We start from the raw sequence: 25734 nt of genomic DNA on the forward strand, positions 1-25734 counted from the left end.
CTTTTCTTACTCGAAAAACTACTCCCAACTTATTCTCAAATGCGTGCTCGACATAAATGTTGAACCCCAAAAGTTATGTCTAACTTTTGGGGTTCACTTCAGCTTTTTTGCATTCTATTGTACTAAAGCTTAATCGCCTGTTCTAACAAATCGTTCCTTAACGCCCCGTCCTATACCTGTCCAATGAATTTCAAAAATATGATTCACTGGATCAACTACTACAACCTGATTAATTGAAGACGCCCTTAGAGAACCGCTGAAAGCTAAAACCTCGGTAATATTTGTATTAGAAGCATTAAACTGATATTCTGAATATCCAGAATAAGTTTGCCACAAATTAGTCATCCTCACTCTATTAGGGCCTACTGTCCTTAAAGGTATATCTGTCTCTGTAAAGTTGATATTATTGCCATCAATTGTGCCAAAATCATTCTTCACTGTATAAGTGTAGGTACCATCCCAAATACTCTTAATGGGAAAACTATAAATAACAGTGCCAAAATTCCCGCTGATTGTTTGTCCATTGCTCGCCTGAGTTATTTTAAGCGTCAACGCATTATTCTTTAGCTGATCGAATTGGGCCGTCTTTAGTTTTATAGGGAAAGTACCTTTTCGTTGGCCCTTCTTAATAAGAACCGTAGTCGGCATTTCGTATGCCCCAACCTCTAAATGATTATAACTTGAATTTTGTGAAGTGTTATACCTGGCAAGCGCCGCGGGATCCACCCCTATTGACACAGTAATGTCTTCAGGGGCCGTATTAGGACCAACAAAATTCACAAAGGCTTCTAAAGTAACTTCGGATACTTCAGGATCAAGGGTCATAGGAACAAAAAGTCTAAACGGTGCCGTAGCAGCAGAAGTAGGGGCTGAAATATCACCAAACTCAATTACGTCTTTTACCTGGTCCGGATCCAATACCATATCCCTTCCCTTCAAACATGATTGTAATATAAAAACTACAACCGCTAATATCAAAAAATTTAACTTCTTCATACTATAATTATTTATTTGGCCCAAAATATTTTATCCAATAGAGGACTAACACCGCCTCCAATCGCTGCCCCCTTTTGTTGATTTACATTATCTGCATTGTAAGAAAATTCAGAGGAAGGATACTGAAGTCTGGTCGGTAATTTATCTGGGAGAGTAGATGGTGAAAGCGTTGATGCTATACTGTTATATCTATTGGCTATTGTGTTCGTTCCACTCGATAAAGGATATTTCGTTCTCCGATATTCATTCCAGGATTCATCGCCCCTAATCATATTGTGCGCAATATATTTTTGAGTAATAATTGCCTCGATCTTTTGCTCATCACTTATTGCCAGATCAAAATTGACCAAATAATTCAGTGGGTTACTTCGCAAATATATATCAAACTCCTTTTGAGGATTGATTTGAATAAACCTAGCGGTTGTGGCTGAGGCTGCTATAGCTCCGGTAGCAGTATCTACAAATTTAGTAGACAATCCACCTGATTCGTCTTTATTTAAATACCTAAAAGACTCTAAAATACCTGCATTAAAGGAGGTCTTAGCATTGCCCTGAATCAGGCCACGTACCTGCGCTTCTGCCTGTAGAAAATAGCTTTCGGCAGCAAGTACGACCGGCTGAGGCGCCGCCGGGCCTTTAAAAATACCCAGTGCAGCATAGTTGGTGGCAGAAGGAGTAGCAGCCAGCGTTAGATACCAGTCGTTAGGCTGCTTCACAACAGCGCCTGTACCACCTGGTTCTCCCAGTTGATTAACGGCTGGTGTAGGAAAGGTTCTGTATAAAAGACGGCCGCGGAAAAAGTCGGTTATTTTGTTCCCATCATAAAAGCCTAGCATAAAAAATGTAGGTACACGCTGGGTAAGTCCCTGAGCTGCACCTGCGGCAGAATATACCCGCCCCCATGTAGGATTGGTTTTCCCATCCTGGTTAGCAAAACCAGGCTGCACCATAGCGTCTGCTGTTAAAAAACCATCGGCGGTAAAAGTCTTATTGCTAAAAGTAACCTTATCACCGCCTCTCAAAATAATTCTCAGCTTTACGGTATTGGCCAACTGCTTCCATTTGGTAAGATCTCCTCCAAAAAGCGGATCAGTACTGTTGGTAGGTTTCAAAGCTGCCGAATTAGCAGAAGAGAAATCCACGAACGCTTCATCAATCATGGCCGCTATAGCCTTATAAATATCGGGGCCGTTATCATAAGAGGGCGTCATATCTTCTATCCCAAGATTAGCCCCTGAAAAAGGTACGTTATTGTAAGCGTCTACCAGGGCCTGAAAATGAATTGCCTTTATAATTTTAGCAATGCCTGCATAATTTTTATAGGTTTCTTCGGCCTTGCCCCGGGCAATAATAGCGTTCAGGTCAGTTATATTATCATATAAGCCCCACCAGAACCCATAATCACCGGGTCCGAAATTGTAGTTAATCAAGGCTGCAAACCCCGAAACACCGCCGGGGTTGGAGATGGATCCGCTCATTTCACCACCATAGCTGTCTGCCGCAGGATAAGTGCGGGCCCAGGTAACAATAGCTTTGCCCAATAAAAATGATTCTTCAACAGTTCCTGTTGGTGAATTTGGATTTTTATTAATATCCATAAATTTTTTGCAGGATGCTGAGAAAGCAACGATCCCAATCAGCATCAAAAACACATACTTTTTACTCTTTATTGTATTCATACAAATAATATTTAGAAGTTAACCGAGATTGTTGCCCCATAAAATCTTGTAGGTGGATTTTGCGATAACGTACTTATACCAAGGTTATTTCCTGTTCCATTATCGCTATACTCTGGATCAGCTGCATAAACATTTTCCTTAGGCACTAATATTAACAGGTTTCTGCCAATTAAATTAATAGCAGCCCCTTTAATAAACCTCGAATTGGAAAATAAATACTTCGGAAGATTGTAAGAAAGTGATACTTCTCTTAATTTCCAGAAGTCGCCGGAAACAATATAATTTTCAGTAATACCCCTTCTTTGATCCTGCGTCCAGTAACCAACATTACCATCTGCTATCGTAACATTGGTATTGTCTACATACTGGCCTGTTGCCGGATCTTTGTACACAGAATTAGGAAATACAAAACGTTCTCTGTCAAACAAAGCCGTATTAATACCAGATCCTGAAAAATCGTAAGTGGGTCCTGCGCCGGCATACATAATGTATCCGCCCCTGTACTCAGCTAACACACGCAAATTAATCCCTTTATACTCAACGTCTAAATTAACACCAGCCCTATGCCGGGGTTGTGTATTACCCAGGTATTTGATAGTAGTATTTACTGTTGGCAAACCAGTGATAGCATCTACGATCACTTTACCCGAAGCAGAATCCCTGACATGGGTGGTTCCAAAATAAGCAGGGAAAGGTAAGCCTTCTGCAGCATACACGCCCGATCCGTTTCCAAAAGTAAACCTGGCCAACCTGTCTATATCCTGAATGCCCAGATCTACGATCTTATTATCATTGTAGGTATAATTACCTCCGACTGCAAGACTGAAGTTATCTGTCTGCAAAACTTTTACATTTAAGGTAGCTTCAACCCCTGCACCCCTTGTCAAACCCACATTGGTAAGTAAGCCTGAATACCCCGACGATGTGGCAATAGACACAGGCAGGGTCTGATTTTTTGTTTCGTTTACATAGTAAGTAAATTCACCCGACACTTTTCTGAAAAATTCAAACTCAAAACCTATCTCTCTTCCGAGGGTAAACTCTGGCTTCAGCCCTTTTTGTACCAGCCTGTCGCCAATTGTGTAGGATACAATGCCGTTATAGGGATATCCGGCACCCTGGCCAACCGTGGGCTCTGTGCTATAAGGTCCAAGATTTACATTACCTACATTTGAAATGCCTCCCCTTATTTTTAACAGGTTAATATTGCGGTTATTTTTTAAAGCTGGAATCGCGTCCGATAATACTACCGCTAAATCTGCAGACGGATAGAAGAAAGTATTGAACCCTGGGTCTAATACAGATACATGGTCTCTTCGCCCGGTAACGTGTAAAGTAGCACCCAATTTTTTGTATGTGGCATACAGCTCACCATATACCCCGATTGTTCTTGCCTGGGAAATACCTTCTCCAGCATTCCATGTTGTAGTGAGATTGGACAGATTAAAAATTCCCGGAAGCGCTAACCCATTGATATTGGCACTAAGATCTTTAGCGTCATCCTGGATTAATTGTGTACCTAAATTCAGTTTGAAATCCCAGTTCTCAATATTTGTTTTTTTAAACATCGCCTGAAAATCACCAACCAGCGTATTGGTATAGAATAGATTTTCAGATACACCTCCTAAAATATCAGACTTTTTGTACGACCCATGCGATAGCCCTTTAGCATAAGTGCTAAAAATGTATTTATCAGACCATGTCTTGCCAGAGTAATTTCTGGACGTCATCCCTGCTTTACCTACTATATCTAACCAGGTTAGCGGAGCCCATTTCAACGCAATATTTCCCACCAGGTATTCATTCCTGGCCAACGACCTGTTATTGTCCTTTATGAAATATGGGTTGTTATAGTATGCATTATAATAGTAATCGGGCATGGCAAAAGAGTCGCGACGCCAATTCTTATACGACGTAACTGGTGCCTGGCCTGGCGAGTTCAATAATAAATCATATAGTGAGGCGGCTGCGGAAGTTTGGCGCGTATAATTTTGTGTGTATCGGGCTGAATAGTCTATACTCAGGTTGTCATAAATTTTTTGTGTACCACCCAACCCTACTGCAGCACGTTTATAGCTATCTCCTTCAATGGTACCTTCGTTGGTTACAAATTGACCTGAAAAATAAAACCTGCCTTTTTCGCCCGATGTAGACATTGAAAGATCGGTTTGATAAGAAACATCAGGTTTCCAAAAATCAAGCTTTCCCCCATCTTCTTTATATGTATAGGGTACTTTCTGCATTTGTCCCCCAGGGGTTGGGTATTCCCCTAAGTCCACCATAGACCCATCGAAAGCCGGACCGTATTGCTGGTTTTCATATGGATCATAAATCTTTACATAACCAGTAGATCCTGAACCAAACTTCTTTTGCACTTTCGGCAAAAATGCCACACTTGAAGCAGTAATGGTTTGTGCTATACGTACATCTGTTCTGCCTGGCGTGCCTTTCTTAGTAGTTACGATTAAAGCTCCATTCGATGCACGCGAACCATATAGGGCCGCTGCGCTTGAACCATTCAGAACATTGATACTTTCGATGTCGTTAGGATTAATATTCCCAAGCATTTCATTAGGAACGATAACATTGTCCAGTACTATCAGGGCCTGATTATTACCTGTAATAGAACGGTATCCGCGGAGTACCACACTGACAGCAGGGTTTACGCCGCTACCAGTTACATTGATTTGCAGACCAGGTACTTTACCAGATAAAGCCGTTGCTGCATTTATGGGCGCAGCCTGCACCAATGTTTCTGAATTAACCACGGTTGCGGCATAGCCTACCGTCTTTTTGTTAACCCTCTGACCCGTAGCAGTTACCACTACTTCTTCAATAACATCATTGCCTCCTTTTACCAGAATTACAGTTAATGATGTTTGATTTGCAGCCACTTCCTTACTGGTATAGCCTGTTGCCGAAACTACTAAAGTTGCGCCAGGACCTGCCTGTATGGAAAAGTTTCCGTCGGCGTCGGCGGAAACGCCGGAACTTGTTCCCTTAACTGCAATAGATGCAAAAGGTATGGGATTAGCAGTTTCATCAACCACCGTTCCGGTAACCGTTCTGGTTTGAGAAATGGCCAGATACGAAAATCCCATAAACATTGCTAAAAGCAATAGAATTTTTCTCATGTAAAACTTTTTGTATTTAAAAAAAAAGCAGCTAAAATGTCCTGGAGGTTGGTTTCAGATAATTTTAGCGCTAAGACTAAATTATATTTTTTTTAACAATAAGTTGACGTTTTTTTAATACAAATTTTAAAAAGTTACAAAAGAAATTTAAAAAGTATTTCAATATAAAATCTTACATATTAGTTAATAACATAACATAAAAACAAACTTGATCGTAGTCAATTCTAATTTTGATGTTTAAACTTCTATCTTAACAAATTTTAGCACCTCTTAAAAAATTGATGCATCTTTGCAAAATGCAATTACTGGATGGAAAAAAGACGGCCAAAGCTATATTGAATACCGTTAAAATAGATGTAGCGCAGCGGGCTGCAACAGGTAAAAAAATTCCGCACCTGGCGGCAATATTGGTGGGTACCAACGGCGCCAGCCAAACTTACGTTAACTCAAAGGTTAAAGCCTGTAACGAAATTGGCTTTATTTCTACCCTAATAGAATACGAAGAGGAAATAAGTGAAATGAAACTGCTGGATAAGATCCAGGAGCTGAATGAGGATATGTCGGTGGACGGGATATTGGTACAATTGCCTTTACCTGCCCATATCTCAGAAAAAAAAGTGATCGAAGCTATAGCTGTCAGCAAAGATGTAGATGGCTTTCACCCTGAGAATATCGGCCGCATGATCATGGGTGAGGACGAGGCTTTCATCCCTGCCACTCCTTATGGTATTATGCTATTATTAGAGCATAATAATATCGCTACCAACGGTAAACATGCCGTTGTGCTGGGCCGTAGTAATATAGTAGGGCGCCCCATGAGTATTTTATTAAGCAATAATACCAACCCTGGTAATTGCACGGTTACTGTTTGTCATTCCAGAACGCAGAACCTGAATGAAATATGCAGCCAGGCAGATATCATTGTGGCAGCTATCGGTCAACCCGAGTTTTTAAAAGCAGAAATGGTTAAAGAAGGGGCTGTAGTAATAGATGTAGGTATAACCCGCCTGGAAGATGCTTCTAAAAAATCGGGCTATAGACTGGTGGGTGACGTAGATTTTGAACAGGTGGCTCCCAAATGCTCTTTCATTACCCCGGTTCCGGGTGGCGTGGGTCCTATGACCATCGCAGCGTTGATGAAGAATACGTATAAATCTTGCGTAGCTAGGGATTAAGAGGATGCGGGATACTGGATAATCGATGCTGGATACGGTAATACTCTGATTAGACAATATTAGTTTTATAATTAAAAATTCTATCCTATGAGCTACCGAAAATTAGAAGTCTGGCAAGTATCCAGAGAAATTGTTATCGAAGTTCACAAAATGTCGCTCCAACTTCCCAAATTTGAGCTGTTTGAAGAAGGGCAGCAAATCAGACGTTCGAGTAAGTCTGTGAAGTCAACTATCGTTGAAGGTTACGGCAGAAGGAGATACAAAAACGAGTTTATCAAGTTCCTTGTTTATGCACAAGCATCAAATGATGAAACAATTGATCATCTTGAAACACTGTTTGAAACAGGCTCCTTCACCGATGAGCAAACGTTTATCTCACTTAAAGAAAAAATTGATTTATTAGGCAGAAAGCTAAACAGGTTTATACAAGCAGTAGAAGAAGGCCATGTGAGTGTGAAGTAAATATAGATACTGGATACAAGATATTGGATGCAGGATCATTATCAGGCATCAAATTATCGAACATCAAATATCAAATTATCGAACATCAAATATCAAATATCGAGCAACAAGTATCATCCTTTCCCGTTATGGAGCATTTCTACACCATACAGGGAGAAGGTTTCCACCAGGGTCGTGCGGCTTACTTTGTAAGACTGGGGGGATGCGATGTGGGATGTGTTTGGTGCGATGTGAAAGATAGCTGGTCTTTTGACGGTCATCCTATTATGCCACTTGAAGCAATCGTGGGCACCATTAAAGCCTCCCATACGCCGCTGGCAGTGATCACCGGCGGAGAGCCGTTAATGCACAACCTGGATGAACTGACCGCCGCTATTCAAAAAGAAGGCATCGCTACCAATATCGAAACATCTGGTTCTTCACCTTTAAGCGGTAGCTGGGACTGGATCTGCCTTTCGCCCAAAAAATTCAAAGCTCCGCTACCCGAAATTCTTCCCGTAGCCAACGAACTGAAGATCATTGTATATAACAAGTCTGATTTTGCCTGGGGAGAAAGTTTTGCAGCCCAGGTTTCTGATAACTGCAAATTATACCTGCAACCAGAATGGAGCAAGGCTGATGCCATGACACCGCTTATTGTTGAGTACATCAAACAAAATCCTAAATGGGAGCTCAGCCTGCAGATACATAAGTATATTAATGTGCCATAGATAAGTTGACAAGTTTACTGGTTGATTAGTTGAAAAGGTTTTTATACAATACGCCCTCAACTTTCTTTACTTACGATTATAGTCAAAAAAAAGCACCCCTTATAGAAATAAACGGTGCACTCTCGAAAACTATCTGCCTGCCCGACTAGTCATTCAGGCGGGCTTAAGGAAAACTATACTATTTTTTGTTGGGTTGCTCTCAAAAATCAACCACCGAAGCGGGAGAAAAAGCCAGAGATGCCCGATTGCTTTTGTAAAACGAAAATACTATCACTCTCCGTCATTCATTTTCGAAATCGGGAAAAACCGTTTACGAGATCGGGAAAATAAACAGTCATACAAATTAAAAAGACCGTTGTGCTTAATACATAACGGTCTTTTTAAAATAGGCTACAATGAATTGCGTTTACGGCAAAAAGATAGACGCCTGAATTCCTGGTCTGTAATAGGGTGCCCTGCTGTGGTGCCTGCCGGGATAAGGTCTTGCATACACTGCTCTCCTGCTATAGCGGGCTGGATAATAATAATGACGCACCGGCTCAGCATACCTCACGTTCCTGTACCGGTACTTATGACCGCCATAATGACGAGGGTGGCCTTTATGATAGTAGCCATGCCTGGCATACATTTTTTTGCCTTTGTGATAATGCTTTTGGGCGTCGGCACTCGTAACACCTAATAAAAGAAATACCAGTGCTAAAATTGTAATTCTTGCTTTCATCGTTGAATGGATTTACTGGTAAGACTTGTCAAAAAGAGCTACAGTTGTTAACAAAACAATAAAAACGCATCAGGGCATAAGCGTCTGCGCGATACGGGCAATATTAAGACTCCGCGCAGATGCATCAAAGATCTCTTTATACACGCCCTCCTGTTTTACAAGGTCTTCATGCTTACCACTTTCTACCAATCGTCCCTGCTTTAAAACATAAATGATGTCCGCATCCACGATCTGCGAAATAGAATGTGATATAATCACTACAGTGCGGTTTTCTTTAATCGCATCCAGACTGTTCTTGATCTGTTCGGTTGCAATAGCATCCAGGCTGGCTGTAGGTTCGTCCAGGAATATAATGGGCGGATCTTTCAGAAATAAACGGGCTATGGCAATACGTTGCTGCTGACCACCGCTCAACAATTGTGCATCACTTTGGTATTGCATAGGAAGTTCCATGATCTGATCGTGCAGATAGGCTTTCCGTGCCGCGATTATAATTTCTTCGTTGGTAGCTTCTATTTTTCCATACCGGATATTATCTTCAATCGTTCCTTTAAAAATATGATTCTTCTGAAGTACTAGCCCTATCTCGCTACGAAGCGAAGCATTTTCATATTCATTAAGATTAACTCCGTCTAATAATATAGCTCCGCTATCAGGCTCATAAAATTTGTTCAGCAGGTTGAGTATCGTGCTCTTGCCTGCACCGCTTAAGCCTACCAGCGCCGTGGTCTTTCCTCTTTCAATTTTAAGGCTTATATCATGCAATGCCTTGGTTCCATTCGGATAAGTAAAGTTTACCTGCTTCATTCCAAAAGTACCTTCGGCTTCGGTAACCGCATGCGTGCCCGTTTGTTCAATTTCCTCATCATCTTCAATGATCTGGAAAAAAGCTTCGGCATATATAAAGGCATCGTTTACCTCATCATAAATACGATGCAATTGCCTGATGGGCGCCGATACGTTATTGAACAACATTATATGCAGCATAATAGCACCAATGCTGATCTGGTGGTTCAATACCAGGTAAGCCGTTAAAATGATGATCAACACTACGCCAATCTGCTCAATAAAAGATTTTACCCCGTCATAGGTAAAGTTGGTACGCCGGGTATACAGCTGGTCATCAGTTAACTGTTGCTGTATTACTAATTGCTTCTTCTCTTCTACATCTTCCCTTACAAAGCTTTTGATCACCGTCATGGAGTCGATAATATTGAGCAGGCCGTTGCTTTTATTCTCCCGGCCTCCGCGCAATTGCCTCCTTACCCCCTGCAGCTTTTTCGCCTGGCGGGCGCTTACATAAAAATAGGCAGGTAGTATAGTGATCGCTATCAGGCCCACATAAACATTGGCCATAAACATAATTACCAGGGCCAGGATGGCATTACAGAATAAGGGCAATATATCTATAAAGAAATTCTGAACCAGTCTTGTGAGGCTCTCAACGCCCCTGTCTATGCGTGTTTGCAGTTTCCCTGACTGGTTTTCAGGTGCCGCAAAAAATCCCATATGATAAGTCAGTATCCGCCGTATTGCTTTTTGTGCAAGGCTATTACTTACATTAATCCGGATCTTCTCCCCATAAAATTTTTGGCCAAACTGGATAAATATATTGACGATCTCTTTGGTGAAAAGGATTACCGAAATAATAGTCAGCAGCCTTAACCCCTCTTTCATAGGGTCTGGCAGTTGTATTAAATTATCGACATGATCAACCGTATATTTTAAAACCAGCGGATTTACCTGCGCAGCCAGTGAACCTATCAATGTAAGCGCAAGTGTTCCAAAGATCATGGTACGATAGGGCTTTACAAAAGGCCATAACTGCCTGACTATGCTTACGAGGTTTAATGTTTTAGAAAAAGGTTTCGCCATTCTTTAAATTAAGGGTTAGGTTTATTATGCTGATTAGACGAGATTCCCGGTAAAAACTTTTATAGTTCAACAACACCACTTTCATTTGATAGCAAAAAACAAAACATATAAAAAAAGGCTTAAAGCCTGTTACAAACCTTAAACCTTTAATCCTGAACCTTAATCTGGCTCTTATAATCTTTCTATAATACCCGCAATACCCTGTCCCCCACCTACACAAGCCGTCACCATACCATACTTCTTGTTTAATCTTTTTAAATCACCCAACACCTGGATGCTTAATTTAGTACCGGTACAACCCAGGGGATGGCCCAATGCTATGGCGCCCCCGTTGATATTTACTTTTTCGGGATCCAGGTTGGCTTCCTGTATAACCGCCAGGGCCTGCGATGCGAATGCCTCGTTTAACTCTATCAAATCAATATCTCCCAGGTTCTTACCTGCCTGCTGCAAGGCTTTGGGTATAGCAGCCACGGGGCCTATTCCCATAATGCGCGGGTCAACCCCAGCAACAGCGGATGCAACCAATCTGCCGATAGGCTGAAGCAGCAGCTCATTCATCAGCTTTTCGCTCATTACCACCACAAAAGCAGCACCATCGCTGGTTTGTGATGCGTTGCCGGCCGTTACCGTTCCTCCCGCGGCAAACACCGGCTTCAGTTTATTCAACGCTTCTAAAGACGTATCGGCTCTCGGCCCCTCATCTGTATCTACCACAAAATTTCTTTTCTGTTTTTTACCTTTCTCATCCAAGTAAACCTCCTCTACATCAATTGGAAGAATACCCTCTTTAAAATAGCCTTTCGAGATCGCCTCCATTGCCTTCCGGTGCGAGTTGTAGCTAAACTCATCCTGTGCCTGCCGGCTTATATTAAAGTCTTTGGCAACAGCCTCCGCCGTTAAGCCCATGTTCAGGTAGTAGTCTGGGGCATCACTGGCTATTGAGTAAGAAGGAACTGTTTTCCAGCCTGAAGCGGGCACCAGGCTCATACTTTCCGTCCCACCCGCTATAATACAATCGGCCATTCCACTCCTGATTTTGGCGCTGGCTATCGCTATGGTTTCCAAACCCGATGCACAATAACGATTCACGGTCATACCGGGCGTATCAATTCCAAGAGCACGTGCCGCAATGATCCGGCCTACCTGTAAGCCCTGCTCGGCTTCAGGTACCGCATTTCCTACAATCACATCATCTACCCTACCCGGCTCTAACTGAGGAATGCTATTCATTAATCCTTTAATTACCTCAATGGCCAGGTCGTCGGGACGATAAAAACGGAAACCACCTCTTTTTGCTTTTCCTACTGCCGTTCTGTACCCGGCAACAATATATGCTTCCATGGCAAATTATTTTGAATGAAATAATTAGTTGCATAAACAACTTTATTACTCAAATTTAAGTATTTCCAGCCATTATAAAATGGGTGACTGCCAGTATTAATCAACGGGTAATAGTAAATAATGATGCTGATCAATACAATTATGGCCTATATTCTTTATCGCATTAACGGAGAAACCTTAGCGCAATATTCAGAATACTTATTTTTGCACCCAATGTATTCATTACTGCGCAAATTGTATTTTATGTTCCCGGCCGAGCAGGCCCATTATATGGCTATGAACCAGCTAAGCCTGCTTACAGCTTCCAAAGCCGGAAAAAAACTGGTGAGCGCCATAGCTGCACCGGCAGATAACCGACACGAGACCCGGTTTTTAAATATGACCTTTAAAAACCCGGTTGGCCTGGGTGCCGGATTTGATAAAAATGCCCGCTACCTGAATGAGCTGGAAGCACTCGGATTTGGATTCGTCGAAATTGGAACTGTTACACCGCTGGCCCAGGATGGTAATCCGCAGCCAAGGCTATTCCGCCTGCCGCAGGATAAAGCACTGATTAACCGCATGGGCTTTAACAACGAAGGAGCTGATGTTATTACGGAGCGATTGAAAAAATGGAGGGAGAAAAAAGCGAAAAGCACGGATAAACAACCATTGATTATTGGCGGTAATATTGGCAAAAACAAGGTTACGCCTAATGAAGATGCCTGGAAGGACTATGCCACCTGCTTTAATAAGCTACATCATTATGTAGACTATTTCGTGGTGAATGTAAGTAGCCCTAATACACCTGGCCTACGCGAGTTACAGGAAAAGGAGTCGCTGCGTAAAATCATCTGGAACCTGGCTATGATCAATAATGGCAAGGCTGTGGCCAAGCCTATTTTACTAAAGATTGCTCCAGACCTCACCCAATCACAACTTGATGATGTAATAGACCTGGCATCGGAAGTAAAGTTAGACGGCCTGGTTATCAGCAATACTACCATCGACCGCAACGGACTAAATACGCCAATAGCCGAACAGGAAAAAATAGGAGCCGGTGGATTGAGCGGTAAGCCTGTACGTGCCAAAAGCACGGGTATTATTGAGTATGTACATAAACAAACAGGCGGAAGTATACCTATCATTGGCTCCGGTGGTATTTTTACGGGGATTGATGCCCGTGAGAAAATGGCTGCCGGTGCATCGTTAGTGCAGGTATGGACCGGCTTTATTTACCAGGGTCCTGATATTGTTAAGCAAATCTGTAAATCCTTATAACATATAAAATGGATCTTCTATTCATTTCCGGTTCGGAACTTTTTACGTTCGAATCTCTACTCAGCTTTTTAATACTCGTGGTACTGGAAGTAGTGCTGGGTATAGATAATGTAATTTTTGTAAGCATTATTTTAAACCGGCTCCCGGTTAATTTGCAAAAGAAAGCCAGGCGTACCTGGATGTTTACAGGGATACTAAGTCGCTGCCTTTTGCTGGCGGGATTGAGCTGGCTATTGGCTCAAAAAGGTAAACATATCATTCCTGAGTCCTGGTTTGGCAAAGGTTTTGACCTGGCAAGCATTGTGATGCTGGCAGGCGGTCTGTTCCTTATTTACAAATCGGTTAAAGAAATACATCATAAACTGGAAGGGGAAGATCCTTCAGCCAATGCCCAAAACCAGAAAAAACTGAGTTTCGGGCAGGCTATTGCACAGATACTGGTAATTGATGCGGTATTCTCTTTCGATAGTGTAATTACTGCCGGCGGTACTGCTAAGCACCTTGAGATAATGGTAGCAGCGGTAATCGTAGCTATGATTGTGATGTTTACCTTCAGTCCTAAAATCGCTGCATTTATCGAAAAGCACCCTACATTAAAAATGCTGGCGCTGTCCTTCCTGGTAATGATTGGTGTGAGCCTTATTGTTGAGGGTTGGAACGCTGATATGGCACATGAGCTCCACCTGAAAAACTATATCTACTTTGCAATGGCTTTCTCTTTTATTGTGGAATTACTCAATATGGTTATGCGCAAAAAAACTACCCATGTAGTAAAATTGAATGCTCCTTCTTTAGAAAATGCAGAGAAGTCTGCACAGCCGTCTGAAGAACATTAAAGTACATGCATCAGCTTTTTGAACATACCAACGAAGATCAGCGTAACTGGATAGAAGCCTTGTTTGATCATGCCACTATCGGGATAGTGGTGACCAACCGAAACGGGCTGATCATCAATTTTAATAAGCAGGCTGAGCGGGACTTTGGTTATCCGAAAGAAGAAGTGATTCATCAGCCGCTTGAAATACTGTTACCACCTGCTATCAAATCCAGGCATGAAAATTACAGGGAGGGTTATTATGAACATCCTACGCCCCGCTCTATGGGGCACGGAAGAGACCTTTATGCACAACGGAAAGATGGCAGTGTGTTCCCGGTAGAAGTGAGTTTAAGCAGCTATACGGTGAATAACGAGCTTTTTGTGATTGCATTTGTCATCAACATAACAGTTAGGAAGCACCAGGAAGAAATTGTAATTAAGCAAAAAGAAGAGTTAGAGCAAATTACAAAAGAGATAAAGCAACTCAATGTATCACTTGAAAAAAAAATCGATGATAGAACCAAAATGTTGCGGGAGACGCTTTCTGCTTTAGAACAATCGAAGCTGGAGTTAAGTGAAGCTTTAAAAACAGAGAAGGACCTGGGTGAAATGAAATCCAAATTCGTATCGATGGCTTCGCACGAATTTAAAACGCCGCTCAGCACTATCTTATCTTCATCTTTTTTGCTGGAGAAATATAATGATCTTGATGAACCTGGTAAAAGAACCAAACATATCAATCGTATTAAGTATGCGGTTAATGATATGAAGATGATACTGGATGATTTTTTATCGCTGGACAAACTGGATGAAGGCATTGTGCAGGCAAAACCTGAAACGCTTAGTGCTGAAGCCTGTTTTGAAGCCCTGAATGATGTGGTCTACGAGATGTCGGTACATTGCAAACCCGGTCAGCAAATTCTAACTGACTTTAAAGGTGATACTCCGGTAACGATCGATGAAAGATTACTGAAAAATGTATTGATCAACCTGCTCTCCAACGCCATTAAGTTTTCTCCCGAAAATAGCCCCATCGGGTTAATGTGTCATATTGCTTCCAAAGAATTATTGCTTTCCGTAAAAGATAGCGGAATCGGCATTTCTGAAGAAGACCAGGTACATTTATTTGAAAGATTCTTCAGAGCTAAAAATGCGGTAAATATACAGGGCACAGGCCTTGGACTAAATATTGTGCTGCGTTATATAGAGTTAATGAACGGATCGATTGAATTTAAAAGCGAACTGGAAAAAGGCTCTGTTTTCACTATACATATCCCTCAATAAACCCCCAAGCACAGGATGAAGAAAATTCTTGTAATAGAAGACAATGACGAAGTAAGAGACAATATAGCAGAAATACTGGAGTTATCCGGCTACGAAGTAATTACTGCAGAGAATGGCAAACTGGGTACGGAAATAGCGATACAAGTGCTTCCGGACCTCATCATCTGCGATATCATGATGCCTGTATTAGACGGCTATGGTGTGGTATACCTGCTCAATCAACATCTTAAAACCAATAGTATTCCTTTTATTTTTTTAACTGCAAAATCTGAGAAAACAGATTTTAGAAAAGGGATGGAACTGGGGGCTGACGACTATATCACCAAGCCTTTTGAAGGTATAGAATTATTAAAAGCTGTAGAGATGCGGTTACATAAATCTGATGCTGTAAAGCAGCAGCTGGCCCGTGACATTGAAAGCGCTGACTCACTTAACAGCTTCCTGACCAACGTTAAAAAAGTAAGTCATATACCACTGGTTTCTGAAGAAAGGGAAGTATATAATTATAAAAAGAAACAGCAGATCTATGCGGAAGGGCAAAGGCCCAAAGCAGTATACTATGTAAAATCGGGCAAGGTAAAAACCTTCAAATCGAATGATGATGGTAAGGAATTGATCACCAACGTACTGGGTAAAGGAGATTTCCTGGGATATACCTATATACTTGAAAATATAGTGTATAAAGAAAGTGCAGAGGTTTTGGAAGATGCAGAAATCATGACGATTCCCAAAGATGATTTCCTGGTATTGATGTCTGCTGATATGCAGGTTGCCAGGCAATTTATTAAACTGATCACACATAATGTGCTGGAGAAGGAAGAAACTTTATTAAATATTGCATACAATTCACTACGTAAAAAAGTAGCCTACCAGTTAACAGCGATGCTTGAAAAGTTTAAGGCCGAATCTCCTGACACAAAAGAAATCAGATTATCCAGGGATAACCTTGCCCAGGTTACAGGTATCGCCACTGAATCATTGATCAGAACCTTATCTGATTTTAAAGCAGAAAAGCTGATTGATATAAAAGGGGGAAGTATTATTATATTGAACGAAGGCAAATTAAAAAACCTGCCTTACTAAATTCCAGTTCAGGTATTATTGGTTATCTCCTCTCCGGCACTATTTTGTTGCTGAAGCGTCCAGCTATCAGTAAGTAAGGTAGCTACCCATACATTACCACTCTTTCTAAATACTTCAGTTCGTAAGCCAAAGCTGGCGAAGCTGTTTCCTAACTCGGCAACAGTTATATCGCTATGAATATCAACAACTCCCTCACCGGGCAGATCGACAAACTTATCTATCACGGGGTTATGCTTTTTACCCTGATTAGAATTACTATCTTTTTCAATTTTATATAGTTCAATTTTTAGAAAAGGGTAGCAGGATGAAAAGAAATTCTTAACATCCTCAGGTCTGGTGCCTTCAGAAATATATAGTTGCATTTTAGCCAAGATAGTGTAAAACTAGCTTTTGCTTTTAAGCCTGCTTATGACAAAACTCAATAGAAATAGTGATTGTAGTCAATAGTGACTGCTTTGATTTCTATAACCGGCTTACCACTTTCTTAACTGGCGGGCTGTAAAAGTCCATTCAGGCGTCACAATGGGTTGCAGCTCATCTGCCTTGTACCAGGGGCTATTGTTAGCATGGGGGTTCTTAACTACATGTATATCCTGCGCAGGCATATAGCTTTGCGACAGCATAAACAGTCTTTCCCCTTTTTCATTAACCACCACATCTGTAACAATCATAGCATGGCCGGGAAAACCGCCTTTGATGAGCACATCGCCGGGTTCGATATTTTTCATTGATCCCGGGCGCAACTGCTTTTCCAATGAAGCCGTACCACACATGCCAAATACGCGATCCAGGTACCGGGAGAAATTAGTTTTGTCACCTCCTTCTGTCCAGGCATACCTCTTACCCAGGTTATCAATAAAAACAATATCAGAAAAACGCTTTTGCTCAAACAAAAATTCGGCACGAAGCCTCATAACCGCATCGGCACATTGCTGGAGGTCTCTGCTTCCAACAGAAATATCCATCACGGCATACTGGGCCTCCTGGTTGGTTTTCAACCGCCCGTCATATAAGAAAACCTGGTTATCAGATTTTAATGGAACTTTCCGCAGCCAGTACCCGAAAGACCCCGCTCTACATGGCAGTCGCACAAAACCAGCAGGCACCTCTATAGCGCCCACATTTCGAAAAACACCAACATTTGAAACCGGCATTTCCGGCTCGTCATATACAGCCGAGCGAATAGAAATCTGTTCACATCCCGATAAAAACAGCAGGGATATTAAACCAATTCTCGTCATAAGATTATTTTAAAAAGGACACGGACCAAGGCTATATTCCATAGCAGTTACAATAACTTTAACATTCTACTGGTATGAAATTCAATGCTAAACAGTTCGATAAAACGTTTATAGGCCATATATCGTAAACAATAGTTACATTTACCTTCTCCGGCGTATAAGGAATAATCCTCAAAACCGTTATGAGTCATCCTTCTTCAATACTTCAATGCCATACAGAACCCATCCACATCCTTGGTAGAATCCAGGACAGGGGCTTCCTGATTGGCGTAGAGAAGGACAAAGAACAGGTTACCCATGCCAGCGAAAATGTAAATAGTTTATTATCGATAGATGCCAATGACCTTATTGGAAGGCACTGTAAAATTTTAGACAAGCTTATTACCGGGCCCGGCTTTTTGTTCTCGCATTATGCGGCATCGCTAAGTAAAGGCGATGAAAACCTGCCCAATCATTACCCGGTAGTAACCTGCAATCATATTAATTATTACCTCATTCATTCTTTCAGCAATAACTACCTGATATTTGAAACGGAACCTGTTTTGCAGGAAGGTGACGTATCTGATAAGATCTTTGAAATAGTAGACACTGTTATCGGCCAGAATGTTATTGCCGATATTATGGATGCAGCTGTTTCGGAGATAAAGCGGATCACTGGTTTGGAGCGTGTGATGATATACCAGTTTCATGCTGATGGAAGCGGACAGGTAGTAGCAGAAGCAATAGATGGTGGCCTGGAACCCTTTATGGGATTACGATATCCGGAGACAGATATACCCCGGCAAGCACGGGAACTCTATAAAAAAAACCATACCCGCCTGGTACACGAAGCTGGTGGGACAACGCCGCTGGTAATTTCGTCTACTCCAACCCCACTTGATCTTACTTATTCTGTACTGCGCGCCGTATCTCCAACCCATATCGAGTACTTAAAAAATATGGGCGTCACATCCAGTTATAGCGTTTCTATAATGGATGATAACGTACTTTGGGGCCTGGTTTCCTGCCATCACAGTACCGGGAAGATAATTGACTACAAGGTAAGGCAGGCTACTTTACTTATTGCCAAAGTAATGATGTCGGGAATTTCGGAAAAGTTAAAAGACCTGTCCAAGCAGGCAGAAAGAAAATATACGGCCAGTTATTCGAAGCTGCAGGAACTGATCATCCAGGAGCACAACTTTAAATCAGGCTTAAATAAAGGGCTGCAACATCTGCTACATACCACCAACGCATCTGGTTTTGCGCTGATGTTTGATGGTCAGTTATACACTCATGGCCTGGTGCCTGAAAGAGACCAGATACTATCTATAATAGAATGGCATAAAGCCAAAAGCATTTACGGCCTATACTATACACAACAGTTTTCGAAAGAAGAGCATAGAGCAGTGGCATACTATAAAAAGGCGAGCGGTATATTAATTGCTCCACTGACTGTTGAAGAAGGATACCTGATGTGGTTTAAAAAAGAAAACCGGTACGTAGTTCAATGGGCAGGTAACCCACATGATAAGGATACCCAACCCGTAAAAGGCAATCAGCAGCTACAGCGTTATGTTCCCAGGAAATCCTTTGCTGTCTGGCGAGAGAATATTACCCATCAATCTGAAAGCTGGACTAATGAAGAAATCAGTTCGGCCCAACGGGTGGCAGTGTTGCTGGATTCTTCTTTCGAAAAAGAAAGAAAGCAGATTTCCGATTACAATAGCAAGCTGAATCGTATTACCAAAGACCTTGAATTTTTCAGCTATACGGTTTCTCATGATCTGAAAACGCCCTTAACCGTCATCAGGTCTTATGCCCAGCTGCTATTGCTGGCGGGAGACTCTATGAGCCCGAAGGAAAAAGAGATCACGAAAAAGATCGTAACCAGTGTTGACAAAATGAGCGAAATGATATCGGGGGTCAACCAGCTTACGCGTATTAATAAAAACGAGATCACCTTTAAGGAGGTAGACGTTTCTAAACTCATTAATGATATTGTGAGCGATCATACCATCGCTCATGAATACCATAAAACAAAAATTGTTATTGGTAATACTCCTGAAATATTCGGGGACCATCACCTTATTTATCATTGCTTCTCCAACATCATTGGTAATGCTTTAAAATATAGTTCCAAAACCGGTAACCCGAAAGTTGAGATCAGCGGCTTTAAGAAAGACAACTATACCTGTTATCGTATACTGGATAATGGCATTGGTATTCCGCCGGAAGATCATGCTCACATATTTGACCTGTTCAACCGTTGCCAGAATGCCGGTGAATTTGAGGGTTCCGGTATTGGCCTGCCCATTGTACAAACGATCCTTGAAAAACATAAAGGTTACGCCTGGTGCATCAGTAACCTCGGCGAAGGCACCGCCTTCTACCTTGTATTTCAAAATACACCTTCTTAAATGCTGAGTAACATTATTAAATCAACTACGGCTCCATTGCATACCCGGCTGGAACAGGATTTGTTTGCTGCTGCTATTATGGACGGAAGTTTTACCCTTGCCGATTACAACAAAGTATTACGCGTTAACTACATGGTACACCAGCTATTGGAACCGGTCATCTTTGATGTGTTAGGCGAACGAATAAGCCAGGAGGTTGAACTCACCAAAAGAAGAAAGCTACACGCTCTTGAAGAAGATATGGAAGCGTCAGGGATCAACCTTTCTCAAGACCGGCAGTTACCTGTTGAGCGACCGGCTTTTAACAGTGAAGCTGAGGCATTGGGAGCTTTATATGTTTTGGAAGGCGCTACTTTAGGCGGACAGGTTATTATTAAGCGATTGAAAAAAAATGACTTATTCGCCACATTGCCTTTAGCTTATTACAATGTTTACGCAGATCGTACAGGAGTGATGTGGAAGCAGTTCCTGGAAAAAATCAATCAATATGAGGATCATAGCAGTGCCTTGCTGGGCGCTCAAAAAGTATACAAGCTGTACCTTGAAATAGCAGAAGCCATCAAACCAGCGTAGCAGATACACTGTATAGTTTTCTTAAGTACGATACCACAATTCCGATAATTTTGCAAGAACTGTTAAAGTTCCGCAATGTCAAAAAGAGAGAATTATATTAGCTGGGATGAGTATTTTATGGGCGTAGCATTGCTTTCCGGCAAACGCAGTAAAGATCCTTCAACACAGGTGGGCGCCTGTATCGTAAATAAGCAGAATAAAATTGTAGGCGTGGGATATAATGGTTTACCCATCGGCATCAGCGACGATGAGTTTCCCTGGCAAAAGCAAGGCACTTTCTTGGAAACCAAGTACCCTTATGTTTGTCATGCTGAACTGAACGCCATTTTGAACAATATCGGCATCAGCCTTCATGGCTGTAAAATATACACCGCACTTTTTCCCTGTAACGAATGTACCAAGGCCATCATTCAGGCGGGTATCGGAGAAGTAATTTACCTGTCAGATAAATATGCTACGCAAGACAGTTTTATCGCTTCCAAAAAAATGCTGGAAAAAGCTGGCATTGCCATGAGAAAGATGGAAGCACAGCAAAAACATATTGCACTTTCATTTGAAGAAGGCGACGTTTAACAGTTACCCTTCTATAAACGCCACCGAATCCAGCTCATCATCAAATAACACAAACCTTGCATCGTAACCAGGCTGTATAAACCCTATACGATCGTCCATTTTTATGGCTTTGGCCACCCGGCTGGTAGCCATTTCAATAGCTTCCTGTAAGGTAACATGTAAATGTGTTCTTGCATTCTTAACGGCATCGATCATAGAAATGGCTGCGCCGCCCAAATTACCGGCCCCATCCCGGTAATAGCCATCTACCATTTTTATACTAAGGTTTTCCCAATCAAATACCTGTTTTTTCCTCCCCAGGAAGGCAGCATCTGATAATAGAATCAGTTTGTCGCCCTTTTGCTTATAAGCCACTCTGGCGGCTGCGTAATGGCAATGCCCTCCATCAAGAATAACGGGAGCATATATACTTTCATTATCGAATATTGCTCCCACCAGGCCGCACTCCCTATGCCCCATCTGGTTCATGGCATTGTACAAATGAGTCACCAGTTGAATCCCTTTCGAAAAATAATACTGTGCCTGCTCGTAGGTAACAGCGGTATGGCCAATGGCAATATTAATACCGCTATCCAGCAATAACTGCAATTGATCATCCGTAAAACACTCGGGAGCTATTGTAATTATCTTTATTACATCTTTACCCGAATCGATGATCTGTTTCAACTCTTCATCAGTGGGCTTACGAATGATAGCAGCCGGATGCGCTCCCCGTTTATCAATATTTATAAAAGGCCCCTCCAGGTGCATGCCCAATACACCGGGTTGCTGTTGCATAAAGCTTTTAACCACCTCAATACCTTTTAAAATAGTTTCAAAACCAGAGGAAATTAATGTGGGCAGTATATAACCTGTACCATGATCGATGCTAGCCTGGTACATGTCCTGCAGAGCAGCAGCAGATAGTTCCTTTGAAAAATAAAGATCATAGCCTCCGTTGGGCTGTATGTCTATAAAAGCAGGGGCAGCATTCTTTCCTGCGGCATCAACAATTGCAAAACCCTCGGGTACATGAGCTGTTATATCCAGTATCTTTCCATGCCGGGTAAGTACAGCTACATTTTTTAAAACTTCAGAACCGGTAAAAACAGTTGCATTAATGATTGCCTGCGCCATGATGCGGTTTTTTAGCAAACATAATGAAGTTATCGGCGCTAATGACCGATGCGTAATATTGTTGCGGCAACCATCCCGGCCGTTTCGGTTCGCAAACGGGTTTCGCCCAACGTAACAGGCTGGTAGCCCTTATTCAAAGCAGCTTCAATTTCTTCCGGAGTGAAGTCACCCTCGGGCCCGATTAAAATAAGTGAAGGAGATGAGGAATATTTTAAATATTGCTTATCCGTTTCAATACAATGGGCAATATATTTTTGGGCGGCAGGCACAGGTTCGGGATCAGCTATAAATTTATTAAACTCAACAGGAGCGCTCATTTGCAGTAGCCAGGTTTGCTGACTTTGCAGCATGGCGCTTACTAATATATTGTGAAGGCGTTCTTCTTTGAACTTCTCTGTTTCGGTACGTTTGGTAATAAGCGGGATCACCCTGCTTACACCCAGCTCTGCTGCTTTCTCGAGGAACCATTCAAACCGGCTGGTATTTTTGGTAAGTGCAATAGCTACAGTTACTGTGGCACCTCTTTTTTCTTTAGGTTCAATAATATCCACCGATACCTGGCAGTGTTTCCGGTGATCATTAACAATGGAAGCGGTAATCAGGTGGCCCTTCCCATCGGTCAGGTGCATTTGATCCCCTATTTTCATTCTCAACACCTGGATAGCATGTTTGGAATTGGTTTCATCTAATGTAATAGTTACAACCGGCCTCTTTCTTCTCTCCTTTTTAGCTGCAGCATTAAATTCGTTGCTTATCTCTGTTCCTGTACTCTCATCATTACCCGTCGTCTCAGGGGATGGAGCTATCACATTAACACCTGGCTGATCAACCACCAGGCTAACAGCAGTGAAAATACCTTCATCACTTTCTGATATTTCTGAATTAAGCTGAAGTTCCTGTATATAGAAATAAGGTAACAAAATCCTGATTTAAATTTGATCAGAGCGATGGCTGTTTTCAGTTAACTAACAACTGTCATCTCTTAATTGTTAGAATGGCGCTTCATCCAGCTCATCATCACTCATATTGTTCATCTTACTTTGCGCCTGGAAAAGTCTCGCTCCCCCGCCACCGGCATCCGCATCATCGTTTACCGGCCGCCAGGTACCACCGCCCAATCCGACCGCATTATAGGGATCCTCATCCCAGGATATAAACTTCTGTATATGCAGTAATGCTTTTAGCTTCACAGTTTCCAGCGAACCATTACGGTGTTTGGCAATCTTTACCTCGGTCAAACCTTTTTGATCTTCGCCTTCCGAATTGGTATTGATATCGTAATAATCAGGACGGTACAGAAACATAACCATATCCGCATCCTGCTCAATCGCTCCCGATTCACGAAGGTCACTCAACTGCGGTACACGGCTCCCCTCTTTAGTACCACGCTGCTCCACGGCACGACTTAACTGGGACAGGGCAATAATCGGAATATTCAGCTCCTTTGCCAACCCTTTCAGGTTCCGGCTAATGGTACTGATCTCCTGCTCGCGGTTACCGTTTTTATTATCTCCCCCGCCACTCATCAGCTGCAGGTAATCGATGATCACCATACCAATATTATGCTTGTTCTTAAGCTTACGGCATTTAGCACGCAGCTCAAATATATTCAGGGCAGCGGTATCATCAATAAAAAGAGGGGCTTGTGATAGTCGTTGTATACCCTTGGTATATAGTTGTTTCATCTCATGCTCTTCCATTTTACCACGGGCAATTTTTTCCAGCATGATCTCGCTTTCAGCCGACAATACCCGCTGTACCAGCTGGGCGGCGCTCATCTCCAACGAGAAGAAGGCCACCGGTGTCTGCTTCGATGGGTTCATAATGGCATTACGGGCAAGGTTTAATGCAAAAGCCGTTTTACCCACGGCCGGCCTTGCCGCCAGGATAATAAGGTCACTGTTTTGCCAGCCATAAGTTACTTTGTCCAAAGGTTTAAAACCACTGGGTACACCCGTTACATCTTCATTCCGGTGACGCAGGTCTTCGATTCGCTTGATGGTGTCCACCAATACAGAGTCGATAGACTGCATGGTACTCTTCATGTGAGAGTTAGTGATCTCGAAAAGCTTTGATTCGGCATCATCCAGCAGATCAAAAACATCAGCACTATCTTCGTAGGCGTCACTCAGTATCTCTCCACTGATCCGTATCAGTTCCCGCTGAATGAACTTTTGCATAATAATACGGGCATGCGACTCCACGTTTGCGGCCGATACCACTGTATTAGTGAGCTTGGTTACATAATAAGGTCCACCTACCAAATCCAACTCTTCCTTCATTCGAAGTTCTTCCACTACAGTAAGGATATCAATAGGTTGGCTTTTATTAGCCAGCGATTGTATAGCACGAAAAATACGCTGGTGCGCATCTACGTAAAAGCATTCGGGATTACGTATGGTTTCAATCACAGCGTCAAAAGCGCCCTTTTCAAGCATGATCGCGCCTAATACGGCCTCTTCCAGCTCGCGGGCTTGTGGTGGCACTTTGCCGTATACCATGGTACCTACATCTGCTGCACTACCACCGGTGGTTCTGCGTTTCTGTTTCCTGTCTTTATTTAAATTAATGGGGTCCATTGTTCAATTCAAAGGATAAAAGGTCCTGTCATCAGTTATTACCAACGATTCATTGGGTGCAATCCTACCTGTAATTCTGTAAAATTAAATAGTTAAGGTGTACTTACCCGTTAAAACCAAAGGGCGAATTTAGACCCGAAAAAGGGTAGAAAAAAATCTTTATTTCCAAACATTTTCCTTACACGAAAACACAGGTTATACACATTTGGCAGGCTGACCAGGATAAGAGAAACCGGGCCCGGCAAAAATTAACCTATATTTTTTTTAATGTGTCTGTTACATATTGAGGTTTTCTCTCGTCCTAACAAAAAACCAAAGCGGTTTATGAAAGCGCACGCATGAGAACGTATTAGGCCGGGTGCTTTTTTAACCAGCAATAAAACCTATAAATGAAGAAAGCTTTATGTTTTATCGCCGTTGCCAGCCTATTGCTGACTACTACTGTTAGCTATTGCAAAAACGATAAACGGGAAGTGGAAGAAGAATCTGATAACAATCCGAGATGCAAACCCTTTTAATTGGCAGGATCCCTGACCAAGACCTTCGCGGATTTTTCTTTCATTTCTTCAATTTTTTTAACCGGCGATGAGCAATCATTGACCCAAAGCTCATTAACCCCTTCTGACAAAAAGTAATTTAGAGAGAACCATTTTAAAAATTCACCATTATCCAAACCGCCTCCCCGGTAAATACCGGGGAGTTTTTTTAGGCAG

At 42.1% G+C, this 25734-nt stretch carries 22 protein-coding genes; 11 read left to right on the forward strand and 11 right to left on the reverse strand.

Annotated features, from left to right (window positions below; genetic code table 11):
• Positions 1-129 precede the first annotated feature (129 nt).
• The 3 genes from ACLOAU_RS24365 to ACLOAU_RS24375 are packed head-to-tail and all read right to left on the reverse strand — an operon-like array spanning position 130 to position 5809.
• Complete coding sequence (locus tag ACLOAU_RS24365; protein WP_427864537.1) at positions 130-996, reverse strand: DUF1735 domain-containing protein; 867 nt, start codon at positions 994-996, stop codon at positions 130-132.
• 11 nt (positions 997-1007) lie between these two features.
• Positions 1008-2675, reverse strand: a complete 1668-nt coding sequence (locus tag ACLOAU_RS24370; protein ID WP_427864538.1) for a SusD/RagB family nutrient-binding outer membrane lipoprotein — start codon at positions 2673-2675, stop codon at positions 1008-1010.
• A gap of 11 nt (positions 2676-2686) precedes the next feature.
• Positions 2687-5809, reverse strand: a complete 3123-nt coding sequence (locus ACLOAU_RS24375; protein WP_427864539.1) for a SusC/RagA family TonB-linked outer membrane protein — start codon at positions 5807-5809, stop codon at positions 2687-2689.
• A 281-nt stretch (positions 5810-6090) separates the two neighbouring features.
• On the opposite strand from ACLOAU_RS24375, the gene ACLOAU_RS24380 reads away from it, so the two are divergent.
• The 3 genes from ACLOAU_RS24380 to ACLOAU_RS24390 all read left to right on the forward strand — a co-directional run bounded on the left by ACLOAU_RS24380 (position 6091) and on the right by ACLOAU_RS24390 (position 8156).
• Positions 6091-6984 carry a bifunctional 5,10-methylenetetrahydrofolate dehydrogenase/5,10-methenyltetrahydrofolate cyclohydrolase gene (locus tag ACLOAU_RS24380; protein ID WP_427864540.1) on the forward strand — a complete coding sequence of 298 codons (894 nt, stop codon included), beginning with the start codon at positions 6091-6093 and terminating at the stop codon, positions 6982-6984.
• An 87-nt stretch (positions 6985-7071) separates the two neighbouring features.
• On the forward strand, positions 7072-7446 hold the full coding sequence (locus ACLOAU_RS24385) for a four helix bundle protein (RefSeq protein ID WP_427864541.1): 375 nt from the start codon (positions 7072-7074) through the stop codon (positions 7444-7446).
• Positions 7447-7574: 128 nt separating this feature from the next.
• Positions 7575-8156 (forward strand): 7-carboxy-7-deazaguanine synthase QueE, encoded by a 582-nt coding sequence (locus ACLOAU_RS24390; protein ID WP_427864542.1) that lies wholly within the window; start codon positions 7575-7577, stop codon positions 8154-8156.
• A 406-nt stretch (positions 8157-8562) separates the two neighbouring features.
• Here the strand turns inward: ACLOAU_RS24390 and ACLOAU_RS24395 are convergent, their stop codons facing one another.
• The 3 genes from ACLOAU_RS24395 to ACLOAU_RS24405 all read right to left on the reverse strand — a co-directional run bounded on the left by ACLOAU_RS24395 (position 8563) and on the right by ACLOAU_RS24405 (position 12096).
• Positions 8563-8877, reverse strand: a complete 315-nt coding sequence (locus tag ACLOAU_RS24395) for a hypothetical protein (protein ID WP_427864543.1) — start codon at positions 8875-8877, stop codon at positions 8563-8565.
• Between the two features lie 69 nt (positions 8878-8946).
• Positions 8947-10752 carry an ABC transporter ATP-binding protein gene (locus ACLOAU_RS24400; protein WP_427864544.1) on the reverse strand — a complete coding sequence of 602 codons (1806 nt, stop codon included), beginning with the start codon at positions 10750-10752 and terminating at the stop codon, positions 8947-8949.
• A gap of 171 nt (positions 10753-10923) precedes the next feature.
• Positions 10924-12096: a thiolase family protein gene (locus ACLOAU_RS24405; RefSeq protein ID WP_427864545.1), complete on the reverse strand. Its 1173-nt coding sequence runs from the start codon at positions 12094-12096 to the stop codon at positions 10924-10926.
• Between the two features lie 120 nt (positions 12097-12216).
• Between ACLOAU_RS24405 and ACLOAU_RS24410 the strand changes: the two genes are divergently transcribed.
• The 4 genes from ACLOAU_RS24410 to ACLOAU_RS24425 are packed head-to-tail and all read left to right on the forward strand — an operon-like array spanning position 12217 to position 16540.
• Positions 12217-13356 (forward strand): quinone-dependent dihydroorotate dehydrogenase, encoded by a 1140-nt coding sequence (locus ACLOAU_RS24410; protein WP_427864546.1) that lies wholly within the window; start codon positions 12217-12219, stop codon positions 13354-13356.
• An 8-nt stretch (positions 13357-13364) separates the two neighbouring features.
• On the forward strand, positions 13365-14192 hold the full coding sequence (locus ACLOAU_RS24415) for a TerC family protein (protein ID WP_427864547.1): 828 nt from the start codon (positions 13365-13367) through the stop codon (positions 14190-14192).
• A gap of 5 nt (positions 14193-14197) precedes the next feature.
• Positions 14198-15457: an ATP-binding protein gene (locus tag ACLOAU_RS24420; RefSeq protein WP_427864548.1), complete on the forward strand. Its 1260-nt coding sequence runs from the start codon at positions 14198-14200 to the stop codon at positions 15455-15457.
• A gap of 15 nt (positions 15458-15472) precedes the next feature.
• A complete protein-coding gene (locus ACLOAU_RS24425; protein WP_427864549.1) occupies positions 15473-16540 on the forward strand; it encodes a response regulator in 1068 nt (355 codons plus the stop codon).
• 8 nt (positions 16541-16548) lie between these two features.
• Here the strand turns inward: ACLOAU_RS24425 and ACLOAU_RS24430 are convergent, their stop codons facing one another.
• Positions 16549-16902, reverse strand: a complete 354-nt coding sequence (locus ACLOAU_RS24430) for a hypothetical protein (protein ID WP_427864550.1) — start codon at positions 16900-16902, stop codon at positions 16549-16551.
• A 111-nt stretch (positions 16903-17013) separates the two neighbouring features.
• Entirely contained in the window at positions 17014-17781 is a 768-nt protein-coding gene (locus ACLOAU_RS24435) for a DUF4846 domain-containing protein (RefSeq protein ID WP_427864551.1), read from the reverse strand.
• Positions 17782-17963: 182 nt separating this feature from the next.
• Here ACLOAU_RS24435 and ACLOAU_RS24440 point away from each other — a divergent pair, with 182 nt between their 5' ends.
• The 3 genes from ACLOAU_RS24440 to ACLOAU_RS24450 all read left to right on the forward strand — a co-directional run bounded on the left by ACLOAU_RS24440 (position 17964) and on the right by ACLOAU_RS24450 (position 21326).
• On the forward strand, positions 17964-20180 hold the full coding sequence (locus ACLOAU_RS24440; RefSeq protein ID WP_427864552.1) for an ATP-binding protein: 2217 nt from the start codon (positions 17964-17966) through the stop codon (positions 20178-20180).
• Entirely contained in the window at positions 20181-20753 is a 573-nt protein-coding gene (locus ACLOAU_RS24445) for a biliverdin-producing heme oxygenase (RefSeq protein WP_427864553.1), read from the forward strand.
• Between the two features lie 75 nt (positions 20754-20828).
• Positions 20829-21326: a deoxycytidylate deaminase gene (locus tag ACLOAU_RS24450; protein WP_427864554.1), complete on the forward strand. Its 498-nt coding sequence runs from the start codon at positions 20829-20831 to the stop codon at positions 21324-21326.
• 3 nt (positions 21327-21329) lie between these two features.
• On the opposite strand, the gene nagA is transcribed toward ACLOAU_RS24450, so the two are convergent.
• The 3 genes from nagA to dnaB all read right to left on the reverse strand — a co-directional run bounded on the left by nagA (position 21330) and on the right by dnaB (position 25021).
• Positions 21330-22442 carry an N-acetylglucosamine-6-phosphate deacetylase gene (nagA, locus tag ACLOAU_RS24455; protein WP_427864555.1) on the reverse strand — a complete coding sequence of 371 codons (1113 nt, stop codon included), beginning with the start codon at positions 22440-22442 and terminating at the stop codon, positions 21330-21332.
• Between the two features lie 38 nt (positions 22443-22480).
• Positions 22481-23362: an RsmE family RNA methyltransferase gene (locus ACLOAU_RS24460; protein ID WP_427864556.1), complete on the reverse strand. Its 882-nt coding sequence runs from the start codon at positions 23360-23362 to the stop codon at positions 22481-22483.
• Positions 23363-23431: 69 nt separating this feature from the next.
• On the reverse strand, positions 23432-25021 hold the full coding sequence (gene dnaB, locus ACLOAU_RS24465; RefSeq protein WP_427864557.1) for a replicative DNA helicase: 1590 nt from the start codon (positions 25019-25021) through the stop codon (positions 23432-23434).
• A 389-nt stretch (positions 25022-25410) separates the two neighbouring features.
• On the opposite strand from dnaB, the gene ACLOAU_RS24470 reads away from it, so the two are divergent.
• Positions 25411-25539 (forward strand): hypothetical protein, encoded by a 129-nt coding sequence (locus ACLOAU_RS24470; RefSeq protein WP_427864558.1) that lies wholly within the window; start codon positions 25411-25413, stop codon positions 25537-25539.
• Positions 25540-25734 lie beyond the last annotated feature (195 nt).

Source organism: Paraniabella aurantiaca, from assembly GCF_050309965.1.
Lineage (GTDB): Bacteria > Bacteroidota > Bacteroidia > Chitinophagales > Chitinophagaceae > Niabella.

Coding starts and splice junctions, on each gene's coding strand:
- ACLOAU_RS24420 (WP_427864548.1), top strand. CDS start 14,198: ATGCATCAGCTTTTTGAACATACCAACGAAGATCAGCGTAACTGGATA.
- ACLOAU_RS24385 (WP_427864541.1), top strand. CDS start 7,072: ATGAGCTACCGAAAATTAGAAGTCTGGCAAGTATCCAGAGAAATTGTT.
- ACLOAU_RS24380 (WP_427864540.1), top strand. CDS start 6,091: ATGCATCTTTGCAAAATGCAATTACTGGATGGAAAAAAGACGGCCAAA.
- ACLOAU_RS24425 (WP_427864549.1), top strand. CDS start 15,473: ATGAAGAAAATTCTTGTAATAGAAGACAATGACGAAGTAAGAGACAAT.
- ACLOAU_RS24450 (WP_427864554.1), top strand. CDS start 20,829: ATGTCAAAAAGAGAGAATTATATTAGCTGGGATGAGTATTTTATGGGC.
- ACLOAU_RS24445 (WP_427864553.1), top strand. CDS start 20,181: ATGCTGAGTAACATTATTAAATCAACTACGGCTCCATTGCATACCCGG.
- ACLOAU_RS24400 (WP_427864544.1), bottom strand. CDS start 10,752: ATGGCGAAACCTTTTTCTAAAACATTAAACCTCGTAAGCATAGTCAGG.
- ACLOAU_RS24405 (WP_427864545.1), bottom strand. CDS start 12,096: ATGGAAGCATATATTGTTGCCGGGTACAGAACGGCAGTAGGAAAAGCA.
- ACLOAU_RS24435 (WP_427864551.1), bottom strand. CDS start 17,781: ATGACGAGAATTGGTTTAATATCCCTGCTGTTTTTATCGGGATGTGAA.
- ACLOAU_RS24365 (WP_427864537.1), bottom strand. CDS start 996: ATGAAGAAGTTAAATTTTTTGATATTAGCGGTTGTAGTTTTTATATTA.
- ACLOAU_RS24410 (WP_427864546.1), top strand. CDS start 12,217: ATGATGCTGATCAATACAATTATGGCCTATATTCTTTATCGCATTAAC.
- dnaB (WP_427864557.1), bottom strand. CDS start 25,021: ATGGACCCCATTAATTTAAATAAAGACAGGAAACAGAAACGCAGAACC.
- ACLOAU_RS24370 (WP_427864538.1), bottom strand. CDS start 2,675: ATGAATACAATAAAGAGTAAAAAGTATGTGTTTTTGATGCTGATTGGG.
- nagA (WP_427864555.1), bottom strand. CDS start 22,442: ATGGCGCAGGCAATCATTAATGCAACTGTTTTTACCGGTTCTGAAGTT.
- ACLOAU_RS24470 (WP_427864558.1), top strand. CDS start 25,411: ATGAAGAAAGCTTTATGTTTTATCGCCGTTGCCAGCCTATTGCTGACT.
- ACLOAU_RS24375 (WP_427864539.1), bottom strand. CDS start 5,809: ATGAGAAAAATTCTATTGCTTTTAGCAATGTTTATGGGATTTTCGTAT.
- ACLOAU_RS24440 (WP_427864552.1), top strand. CDS start 17,964: ATGAGTCATCCTTCTTCAATACTTCAATGCCATACAGAACCCATCCAC.
- ACLOAU_RS24430 (WP_427864550.1), bottom strand. CDS start 16,902: ATGCAACTATATATTTCTGAAGGCACCAGACCTGAGGATGTTAAGAAT.
- ACLOAU_RS24415 (WP_427864547.1), top strand. CDS start 13,365: ATGGATCTTCTATTCATTTCCGGTTCGGAACTTTTTACGTTCGAATCT.
- ACLOAU_RS24390 (WP_427864542.1), top strand. CDS start 7,575: ATGGAGCATTTCTACACCATACAGGGAGAAGGTTTCCACCAGGGTCGT.
- ACLOAU_RS24395 (WP_427864543.1), bottom strand. CDS start 8,877: ATGAAAGCAAGAATTACAATTTTAGCACTGGTATTTCTTTTATTAGGT.